Source organism: Azospirillum isscasi (assembly GCF_030849505.1).
Classification (GTDB): Bacteria; Pseudomonadota; Alphaproteobacteria; order Azospirillales; family Azospirillaceae; genus Azospirillum; species Azospirillum isscasi.
In genome coordinates this window covers 1-10,841 of sequence record NZ_JAUJFI010000177.1, presented here as the reverse complement: position 1 = coordinate 10,841, position 10,841 = coordinate 1, and the positions used below count along the sequence as shown (strand labels likewise).

At 71.2% G+C, this 10,841-nt stretch carries 7 protein-coding genes and 1 pseudogene; all 8 read left to right on the top strand.

The window, feature by feature from the left end:
* Nucleotides 1-172: 172 nt before the first annotated feature.
* Nucleotides 173-2,002 (top strand): PTS fructose-like transporter subunit IIB, encoded by a 1,830-nt coding sequence (locus QSG27_RS24520; RefSeq protein ID WP_306710778.1) that lies wholly within the window; start codon nucleotides 173-175, stop codon nucleotides 2,000-2,002.
* A 175-nt stretch (nucleotides 2,003-2,177) separates the two neighbouring features.
* Nucleotides 2,178-4,481: an ATP-binding protein gene (locus QSG27_RS24515; RefSeq protein ID WP_306710776.1), complete on the top strand. Its 2,304-nt coding sequence runs from the start codon at nucleotides 2,178-2,180 to the stop codon at nucleotides 4,479-4,481.
* Complete coding sequence (locus QSG27_RS24510; protein WP_306710774.1) at nucleotides 4,478-6,133, top strand: ABC transporter substrate-binding protein; 1,656 nt, start codon at nucleotides 4,478-4,480, stop codon at nucleotides 6,131-6,133. Before QSG27_RS24515 ends, QSG27_RS24510 begins: the two co-directional genes overlap by 4 nt.
* A 90-nt stretch (nucleotides 6,134-6,223) precedes the next feature.
* Complete coding sequence (locus QSG27_RS24505; RefSeq protein WP_306710772.1) at nucleotides 6,224-7,720, top strand: tetratricopeptide repeat protein; 1,497 nt, start codon at nucleotides 6,224-6,226, stop codon at nucleotides 7,718-7,720.
* 324 nt (nucleotides 7,721-8,044) lie between these two features.
* Nucleotides 8,045-8,533: a YcjF family protein gene (locus QSG27_RS24500; protein ID WP_306710770.1), complete on the top strand. Its 489-nt coding sequence runs from the start codon at nucleotides 8,045-8,047 to the stop codon at nucleotides 8,531-8,533.
* Nucleotides 8,534-8,623: 90 nt separating this feature from the next.
* Nucleotides 8,624-8,794 (top strand): hypothetical protein, encoded by a 171-nt coding sequence (locus QSG27_RS24495; protein ID WP_306710768.1) that lies wholly within the window; start codon nucleotides 8,624-8,626, stop codon nucleotides 8,792-8,794.
* Between the two features lie 40 nt (nucleotides 8,795-8,834).
* A complete protein-coding gene (locus QSG27_RS24490; protein ID WP_306710766.1) occupies nucleotides 8,835-10,094 on the top strand; it encodes a prohibitin family protein in 1,260 nt (419 codons plus the stop codon).
* 31 nt (nucleotides 10,095-10,125) lie between these two features.
* A pseudogene (locus QSG27_RS24485) lies at nucleotides 10,126-10,841 on the top strand (hypothetical protein); the annotation flags it as partial.

Below are 10,841 nucleotides of genomic sequence, written 5' to 3'. Positions count from 1 at the left end.
GGGGCCGGAGGGGGTGGGGCTGGAGGATTGCGCGCGGCGCGGCACCGCCTTCGCCGCCGGCACGCTGGCCCGCCTCGGCCCGGAACTGCCGCCGCCGGAGCGCCTCGCGGAGCTGATGCGGGCGGTGCGGGTGGAGGACCTGTAGGAGTTTTCAGCGCCGGAGGGGAACGACATGGCAAAGCTCGTGGCTGTGACCGCCTGCCCGACGGGGATCGCCCACACCGTCATGGCGGCCGAGGCGCTGCGCCGCACCGCCGCGCTGATGGGGCATTCCATCGCGGTGGAGACCCAGGGGTCGAACGGCGTGCAGACCCCGCTCTCCGCCGCCGACATTGCCGGGGCCGATGCGGTGATCCTGGCCGCGGACATCGCCGTGGACGATTCGCGTTTCGCCGGCAAGCCGGTCCTGCGCACCTCGACCGCCGCGGCCATCCGCGACACCGGAACGGTGATCGGGAACGCCTTGAACGATGCTCCCGGGGCGGCCGCAGCGGAGCCGGAGCCGGCTCCCAAACCAGCCCCCACGGCGGTGCGCAGACCCGGCCTGCTGGTCGCCATCACCGCCTGCCCGACCGGCATCGCCCACACCTTCATGGCCGCGGAGGCGCTGAAGCAGGCGGCCCAGGCCAAGGGCTGGCGCATCAAGGTCGAAACCCAGGGCTCGGTCGGCGCGAAGAACGCCCTGACGGAGGGGGAGATCGCCGAGGCCGAGGCGGTCATCATCGGCGCCGACACCCACGTCGCCACCGACCGCTTCGCCGGCAAGCGCCTGCTGAAGACCTCGGTGGGGGAGGCGCTGAAGCAGCCCGCCCGCGTGATCGACGAGGCGCTCGCCCTGCCGGCCCCGGCGCCGGGAGGTGCCGCTCCCGCCGCCTACGCCACGGAGGTGGCCGGCGCCAAGGCGCGGCAGAAGGAGGCGCAGTCCGGCCCCTACAAGCATCTTCTGACCGGCGTGTCCTTCATGCTGCCCCTCGTGGTCGCCGGGGGCCTCATCATCGCGCTGTCCTTCGTCTTCGGCATCGAGGCGTTCAAGGAACCGGGCACCCTGCCGGCGGCGCTGATGCAGATCGGCGGGGAGGCGGCCTTCGGGCTGATGGTGCCGGTGCTGGCGGGCTACATCGCCTATTCCATCGCCGACCGGCCCGGCCTCGCCCCCGGCTTCATCGGCGGCATGCTGGCCGCGAAGATCGGGGCCGGCTTCCTGGGCGGCATCGTGGCGGGCTTCCTGGCCGGCTACATCGCCCGCTGGCTGCGCGACACCATCCGGCTGCCGCAGAATCTGGAAGGGCTGAAGCCGGTGCTGATCATCCCGCTCCTGGGCACGCTGGCGGTCGGGCTGCTGATGGTCTACGTCATCGGCACGCCGGTCGCGGCGATCATGAACGGGCTGACCGCCTTCCTCCAGGGCATGACCGGGGCCAACGCGGTGGCGCTGGGCGCGCTGCTCGGCGCCATGATGGCGCTGGACATGGGCGGGCCGGTCAACAAGGCTGCCTACACCTTCGCGGTCGGGCTGCTGGCCTCCAGCACCTACACGCCGATGGCCGCGGTGATGGCGGCGGGCATGACGCCGCCGCTCGGGCTGGCGCTCGCCACCATGATCGTGCCGGGCCGTTTCACCTTGCAGGAGAGGGAGGCCGGCAAGGCCGCGGGCGTGCTCGGCCTCGCCTTCATCACGGAAGGAGCGATCCCCTTCGCCGCCAAGGACCCGCTGCGCGTCATCCCCGCCGCCATGGCCGGCTCGGCGGTGGCCGGCGCCCTGTCCATGTGGTTCGGCTGCGGCCTGCGGGCGCCGCACGGCGGCGTCTTCGTGCTGGCGATCCCCAACGCGGTGGCGCCGCTCGGCCCCTACGTCCTGGCCATCGCCGCCGGGACCATCGTCACGACCCTGGCCTTGATGCTCCTGAAGCGCCGCGTGGAGGCGGAGCCCGCGGCGGCACCGGCCCTGAACACCGCGGCCCCCACCCCGACCGGCCCCGCACCCAGCGGGGCGGGGCGGTGACGGCGCGCGGCTCCAAAACGCTGCGTCCATTCGTTGCCGGTTTCGTGCCGCAATAGTTCGAATTTTCGCCAAACTGTAAATAACTCGGCAACTCCTGAATGCTATCGCTTGCCTCGCGGTGTTCCGCCGCCGGCCTCCCGTGGCCCCCGTGCGGAACGGCAGCCGGCGGAGCGTGATGAGGATCTCGTATCGCATAGCGACGGTGGGTGGAATCCCGGTGGCCATCGCGGCGCTGATCGCGGTGTCCGCCTGGATTCTGCTGGAACACGCCGGGCGCTCGCGCGAGGCCGCGGTGCTGGCCGGCACCGTCTACCGCGAGATGATCGCCGCCACCTCGGCCCGCAACGACTTCATCCACTCCACCCCCGAAGGCCGCCTTCCCCACGAGATCAAGTTCCGCCGCGCCACGCACGGCGCGCGGGAGGCGCTGGAGGCGCTGGGCGGGCTGGCCGAGGCGGGGACCCAGGCCGACGCGGTGGACACCGCCCATCGCGCGTCGGACCGCCACACCGCCCGGCTGGAGGAGCTGGTGGGCGCCACCGCCTTCAGCGACGCCCGCGCCCGCGGCATGGCGGAGCAGGAGGCCCGGCTGCTCGCCCTCGCCGAACAGGCGCGCAAGCGGCAGCACGCCGCCAACGTGGCGCTCGTCGCCTCGCTGGCCGAGGCCGACCGGCGGCTGAGCGCCAGCCGCGCCGTGGTGGACGGCCTGCACGGCCTGCGGGAAGCGATGCTGCACGCCCGGCTGGCCGCGAAGGACGAGGCCGCGGCCCAGACCTTCCTGTTGGACCGGGTGGAGCGCATCGCCGAATCGCTCGGCGCCGCGCTCGCCCAGGCGAGCGGCGTGGAGGGACACGGCAGCGCGCTCGCCGCCGGCGACGTCTATGGGGCGGCCCTGGAGGAGCTGAAGCGGTTGCAGGCCGGGCGGCTGGACCACGAAACCCTGGCGGAGCTGGCGCCGCGCTACGACGCCCTTGCCGAGCGGGTGCTGAAGGTCGCCGGCACCGGCTACAACGCCGTCCAGACGGAGGTGGCGGAGCTTCTACGCTACACCGTGTCGGCCCACGCCGTCGAGCAGGAGACCCAGAACGTCGCCGTGACCGCCCTGACGCTCAGCGGGCGGACGCTGGCCGCGCTGGGGCGGCGCGACACCCGCGGCCTGCGCGACGTCGCCGCCGACAGCGGGCGGCTGCGCGACCGGGTGGCCGGGCTGCCCATCTCCCCGCTGATCCAGGACGAGATGCTGGCCGCCATCGCCGCCTGGCGCGACGGGCTGGAGCGCGCCACCGACGGGCTGGCCCGCCAGAACGCCGCCATCGCCGCCATGGACATGGACGCCGCCGCGGTGATGGACACCGCCCGCGGGCTGAACGACCTGTTCCAGGACAGCGCGGTGCGCAGCGCCGACCTGCTGCGCACCACGCTGGTCATCGGGGCGACCATCGGCCTGCTGTTCGCCGCCGGGGCGGCGCTTCTGGTGGCCGGCGGCATCACCCGGCCCCTGCGCCGGCTCCAGCGCGCGACGCGGCGGCTGGCCGACGACCCGCGCGACGGGCGGGTGACCGACCTGGAGCGGCGGGACGAGCTGGGCGACATGGCCCGCGCCGTCCATCACTTCGCCGCCGAGATCAACCGGCGCGAGGACGAGCTGCGCCGCGCCAAGGAGCAGGCCGACGCCACCCTGGCCGAGCTGCGGCGGACCCAGGCCGATCTGGTGCAGGCGGAGAAGCTGGCCGCGCTGGGGCAGGTGGTGGCCGGCGTGGCGCACGAGATCAACACGCCGCTGGGCATCACGCTGACCACCTCCACCCTGATCCGCGAGAAGGTGCCGAAGATGACGGCCCTCCTTGAAAACGGCCAGCTGCGCCGCCGCGAGCTGGAGCGCTTCCTCAACGACATGGGCGACGTGTCGGACCTGCTGGTCAACAACACCGTCCGCGCGGCGGAGCTGGTCCAGCGCTTCAAGGAGCTGGGGGTGGACCCGGCGGGCGAGAAGCGCGGGCGGTTCGACCTCCGCCTCTGCCTGCTTCAGGCGGTGGAGGCTCTGGAACCGTCCTGGGGGCCGGCGGGGCACCGGGTGACGGTGGACTGCCCGCCGGGGCTGGTGGTGGACGGCTACCCGCAGGCCATCACACAGATCGTCTCGCACCTGCTGCTGAACGCGGTCAACCACGGCTTCGCGGACGGGCCGGCGGCGGACGGACAGAGCGGCACCGTGACGGTCACCGCCCGCAAGGCCGCGGCGGACGTGGTGGAGCTGACCGTCGCCGACGACGGCCGGGGCATCCCGGCGGAACTGCGGGCGCGGGTCTTCGACCCCTTCTTCACGACGCGCCGCGACCGGGGCCATGCCGGGCTCGGCCTGCACATCGTCTACAACACCGTCAGCCAGCTCGGCGGGACCATCTCTCTGGAGGGGGAGGGCGGGGCGCGCTTCGTCGTCCGCCTGCCTCCCGCCGCACACGGAAAGGATCGCGCATGACCCACCCGCGCAGGAGCACGGCCTTCGCCCTCGCCCTGCTGGCCGGGACCGCCGCCGGCCTGTGGAGCGGCGGCACCCCCCAGGCGGCGACGCAGACGGCGGCGCAGGCGGCGAAGACGCTGGTCTACTGCTCCGAAGGCAACCCGGACAGCCTGAACCCGCAGATCGCCACGACGACGACCGGCTTCGACGCGGTAATGCCGATCTACAACACCCTGGTGCAGTTCAAGCGCGGCACGACGGAGATCGTCCCCGGCGTCGCCGAATCATGGACGGTGTCGGACGACGGGCTGACCTACCTCTTCACCCTGCGCGAGGGGGTGCGGTTCCACGGCACCGAATGGTTCACCCCGACCCGGACGCTCACCGCGGACGACGTGGTCTTCTCCATCGAGCGCCAATGGAAGGCCGACCATCCCTTCCACGCGGTGTCCGGCGGCGATTATCCGCTGTTCACCGACATGGGCATGCCGGACCTGCTGAAGTCGGTGGAGGCGCTGGACGACCGCACCGTCCGCATCGTCCTGAACCAGCCGGAGGCGCCCTTCCTCGCCAACCTCGCCATGCCCTTCATGGCGATCCTGTCCGCCGAGTACGCCGGGACGCTGCTGAAGCAGGGCGCGCCGGAGCGCATCGACCTGGAGCCGGTGGGCACCGGACCCTTCCGGTTCGTCGCCTACCAGCGCGACGTGGCGATCCGCTACCGCGCCTTCGACGGCTATTGGGAAGGGCGCCAGTCCATCGACAACCTGGCCTTCGCCATCACCCTGAACGCCGCGGTGCGCTATAACAAGCTGAGCGCCGGGGAATGCCACGTCGTTGCCACGCCCAGCCCGTCCGACCTGCCGAAGATCAAGGCCGACCCGGACCTGCGCCTGTTGCAGCAGGAGGGGCTGAACGTCAGCTACCTGGCCTTCAACACCCGCAAGCCGCCCTTCGACGACGTCCGGGTGCGCCGCGCCTTCCGCATGGCGATCGACAAGCGGACCATCGTGGACGCCGTGTTCCAGGGCGGCGGCCAGCCCGCGGTGAACCCGATCCCGCCGACGCTCTGGTCCTACAACCGGGCGGTCGAGGACTATCCCTACGACCCCGGCGAGGCCCGGCGCCTGCTGGCCGAGGCGGGGCAGGCGGCAGGGCAGGGCGAGGGGCTGCGGATCGATCTGTGGTACATGCCGGTGACCCGCCCCTACATGCCCAACGCCCGCCGGGTGGCCGAGATGATGCAGGCCGACCTGGAGAAGATCGGGGTGCGCGCCACCTTGAAGACCGCGGAATGGAAGGCGTACCGCGAAGCGCTGTCCAACGGCGAGCATCAGGCCGGAATCCTCGGCTGGACCGGCGACAACGGCGACCCGGACAATTTCCTGTACGCCCTGCTGAGCTGCAACGCCGCCCGCGACGGCGGCGGCAACATGGCGAAATGGTGCGACGCCGGTTTCGACGACCGGATCGAGCGGGCCAAGCGCACCAGCGATTCCGCCCGGCGGACCGCGCTCTACCAGGAGGCTCAGGAGATCTTCCGGGAAGAAACCCCCTGGCTGCCCATCGCCCACTCCGTCGTCTTCACCGCGCTCCGCAAGGAGGTGCAGGGATACCGCATGGACCCCTTCGGCCTGCATGTCTTCAAGGATGTGCGGCTGGAGGACTGAGCGGATTCAGGGCGAGGCCTTGCGCGCGGCACACGTCCCGGTTTAATGCATGGCGGGTCCGTTCGGCGGTTTCAGCACGGGATTCGGGGCATGGCGACGATCGAGGAAGCCTATGCGGTCGCCATCGACCACCACCAGGCCGGGCGGCTGGACGAGGCGGCGGTCATCTACCGGCGCATCCTGGACGCCGACCCGGATCAGGCCCACGCCTCGCACCTGCTGGGCATCGTCGCCGGACAGCGGGGCCGCCATGCGGAGGCCGTCGCGCTGATCTCCGCCGCGGTGGCGCGGGACGGGCTGAACACCGCCTTCATCGGCAATCTGGGCGCGGCGCTGAAGGCCGCCGGGCGGTACGACGAGGCCATCCGGCATTTCGCCCGCGCCCTGGCGCTGGAGCCGGAAGCCCGCGGCGTTCCGGGCAACCTCGGCTCCGCACTGGCCGCCGATGGCCGGATCGGCGATGCCGTGCGCTGGTTGACGCGCGCCGCCGCCCTGGACCCGGGCCATTTCGAGACGCTTTTGAATCTGGGCATCGCGCTGCGCGACGCGGGACGGTTCGAAGAGGCGGAGAAGGCCCTGGAGGCCGCGGAATCCCTGCGTCCGGACCATCCGCACCCGCTCTGCGAACTGGCGGTGCTGAAGCTGGCGCAGGGCGACTTCGAAGAGGGGCTGGCGCTTTACGAGAAGCGGTGGGACTACACCGGCCAATCCGCGGCGGTGTCCGGCAAGCCGGTGTGGCGGGGCGAGGACGTCCGCGGGAAGACCGTTCTCCTCTATTACGAGCAGGGGTTGGGCGACACCCTCCAGTTCGTCCGCTACGCGCCGCTGCTGGCCGACCGCGGGGCGCGGGTGCTGCTGATCGTCCAGCCGGAACTGCGCCGCCTGCTGGCCTCCGTGCGGGGCATCGACCGTCTGACCACCTACGACGACACGGCGGGGCTGCCGGATTTCGACCTGTGCTGCCCGCTGATGAGCCTGCCTTTCGCCTTTGGAACCCGGATCGACCGGATTCCCGCCGGCAAGCCCTACATCACGCCGCCCGCCGATCTGGTGACGGCCTGGGCGGAGCGGCTCGGCTGGGACCGACGCACGGGGCGGCGGTTGCGGGTGGGATTCGTCTGGTCGGGCAACCCGCGGCGCCATGATCCCACGTCCCACGCGATGGACCGCCGCCGCAGCGTGCCCTTCGCGATGATGGAGCCGCTGCTGGCCGTGCCGGGAATCGAGGCCGTCAGCCTACAGGTGGGAGACGCGGCGGAGCAGGCGAGGGCGGCCGTCGCGGCGGGCACGCTCGTCGATCCCATGGCGGGCGTCACCGACTTCGCCGACACCGCGGCCATCGCGGCGGCTCTGGACCTCGTCGTCACCGTGGACACGTCGGTCGCCCATCTCGCGGCGGCGACGGGACGCCCGGTGTGGCTGCTGTCGCGCTACGACGCCTGCTGGCGGTGGTTCCGCGGGCGCGGCGACAGCCCCTGGTACCCGACCATGCGCCTCTACCGGCAGGACGCGCCGGGCGTCTGGGAGCCGGTCGTCGCCCGCGTGGCCCGCGACCTTGCCGCGCTGTGCGGCGGGTCGACCCCCTGACGACGGCAAGCAAAAGCACGGGGACAGCGGATGGGCTTTGGGGAAGCTCCTCCCCACTCCGGCATACAAATCCCATAAGATGAATTATGGAAAATATGGAGCCGGCAATCCGACCCTGCCGTTGCAGAACTTCCGCAGGCTCATCCGGCAAATCGTTCGCGAACCCGGTCCAACCGATTAAAAAGACGCTACAAATTCTGGACTTCCCGGATTGCCGCGGCATAATGGATCAAAGTCCATATGCACGTTTTTGTTTTGTTTAACTTTGCTTGCCGCCGAGAACAAAGGTCATAGGACCTGGCATCACAGATGGGGGGACACACCGTGAGCGATCAGCTGGAAAACGCGCAGGCGATCACCCGGACCGCGGCCAAATGGGCGGCGGGCGCCGGTCTCATTCCGGTGCCGCTGCTGGATGTGGCGGGGGTGGCCGGTGTCCAGCTCAAGCTGGTCAACGATCTTTCCAAGCTCTACGGCGTTCCCTTCGCCAAAGACCGGGCCAAGGCGCTGGTCGCCACACTCCTTGGCGGCGCCGTGCCGTCGGCGCTGACCAGCGGCGTGTTCTCCCTGGTCAAGGCGGTCCCGATCGTCGGCCCGCTGACCGGCATCGCGCTGATGCCCGCGCTGTCCGCCGCCGCCACCCTGGCGCTGGGCAAGGTGTTCATCCAGCATTTCGAGACCGGCGGGACCCTGCTGGACTTCGATCCGGAAAAGACCCGCGCCTATTTCCTGGACGAGCTGGAAAAGGCGAAGGCCGCCGGCTCCGCCACTCCGGAAGCGCCCCCCAAGGACACCACGGCGACCGCCGCCTGACCGCTGCCCGCCCCCTGCCCTGGCCGCGGGCTTCCCGACCGCCCGACCGGTCGATTCCCACGAGTTTCCCATGCCGCTGCGAGGCTGGCCATGATGCCTGTGCTTGTCTATGTGGGCATTTGCCTGATCATCGGGGTGATCGGGGAAAGCCGGCGGGGGGGATTCGTTCTGTATTTCCTGCTGGCCGCCCTCCTGACCCCGCCGGTGGCGCTTCTGGCCATGATCATGACGTCGCCCCGCCGCAGGAAACCGGCGGCCTGACCCGGCGACGGCGAAGCCGCAAAAGGGAGTTTTCGCCACGATGACGGTTTCCACCGCATCCGCCGCCGCGACGGAACCGGCCCCGGCCGGTCTGCCGACCAGGGTCCGGCGGTGGATCGGCGATCATTCGCGGGCCTTGCTGATCGCGCTGCTGATCGTCCTGACCCTGTTCGCCTACGCGGCCCCCAGCATGGTCACGGTGGTGCCGGCGGGCCATGGCGGCGTGCTGTGGCGGGCGCTGGACGGCGGCACCGTGCACCACAAGGCGCTGGGCGAGGGGGTGCACCTCATCGCCCCGTGGAACCGGGTCTTCCTCTACGACCTGCGCCAGCACGAGGAAACGCGGACCTATGCGGCCATCGCCGGCAACGGGCTGTCGATCCAGGTGGACATCGGCTTCATCTACCGCCTGCGCCCGGAAACGCTGGGCAACATGCACCGGAAGGTCGGCCCCGATTTCCTGGAGGTGCTGCTGATGTCGCAGATCGGCACCGTGGCCCGCGACAGCATCGCCCGCTGGCCCGCCGACGCGCTGTACGGCCCCGAGCGGTCGAAGATCGAAGCCGACATCTTCAACCGGCTGGTCGACCGCGCCAACATCAACGGCATCACCGCCGGCGACAGGGTGACTCCCAAGAACGGCGCCAACGTCATCAGGACCGGCACCGACAGCGACGAGGACGATTACTTCGAACTCAACAACGTGATGATCCGCGAGGTGACGCTGCCCGAACAGGTGCAGTCGGCCATCCGGCGCAAGATCGAACAGCAGGAAATGGTTCTGGAGTACCAGCACCGCCTGGACCGCGAGAAGCTGGAAAGCGAACGCAAGGCGGTGGAGGCGGAAGGCATCCGCAAGTTCCAGGAAACCGTCCGGCAGGGGATTTCCGACACCTATCTGGCCTGGCGCGGGATCGAGGCGACGATTCAGCTCGCCACGTCCAACAACGCCAAGGTCGTGGTGATCGGCAACAACAGCCACGGCCTTCCGATCATCTTCAACACCGGACCGGACACCGGCACGGGCACGGGCACGGGCACGGGCACGGCGGGCACCGGACAGCCTTCCGTGTCCCTACCCGAAGCCGCCGCGACCGCTTTCGCAACGCCTCCCGTTCCCCAGCGGAAACCGGAAACGGACCCGCCGCCGGAACGGGCCGTCCGCGCTGAGCAGGAGCGCAAGCCCGCCGATCCCCAGGCCACCCATGCGGAGCCGGTCACCGAAAAGGACGCCGCCGGGGGCAACGCCCTTCTGACCATCCCCTATCTGGGGTTGACGGTCCCGCAACCGTTCCGCTGATCCGGCCCAACGACAAAAAGGGGGAAGCGCCATGCACGACACCGACCGGACCGATGGTGCCGAAACCGCCCTGCGGGCGCTGCCCGGCGTTCTGGACGCCTGCGTGCTGGCCCGCGGGCCGGACGGGAGGCGGGTCGGCTATGTCACGCTGCGCGACGGCGCGGCCCTGCCGCCCGCGGACGGCGTGGGCCTGACGGCCCTGTTGCGGATCAACCGGATGCCCAGGACCGCCGACGGAGCGATCGACCGGACGGCGCTGGCGCGGGTGCCGGTGTGGGACGACGCGCTGTCCGCCGCATGGCGCGACCGGCTGACCGCCACCCCTGGCATCGCCGACGCCGCCGTTCTGGTGCAGCCCGCCGCCCCGACCCGCCCGCGCCTGCATCTGGCCGACCTGCTGCCGGACCATGCCGAAACCGAAGAGGCGCAGGACGGCGGCGGCAACCATCCCGCCCATACCCATGCCGCCCATACCCATGCCGCCCATGCCGTCCGGGCCACCATCGGCCAGCCCCTGTCCGACCGCCCCGCCCTGTCCCGCGGGCCGGATCTGGCGCCGGACCCGGCCTTTCCCTGGACCCTGGCGGCGGCGCTGGACCGGGCGGCGGGGACGGCGGGGGCGCGGCTCGTCCATGTCGCCGACGATTTCACCGAGACCGTGGAGAGCTACGCCGCCCTGCGGGACCGCGCGCTGCGGGCGCTCGGCGGGCTGCGCGGGCTGGGGCTGGAGCGCGGCGAGCGCCCGGC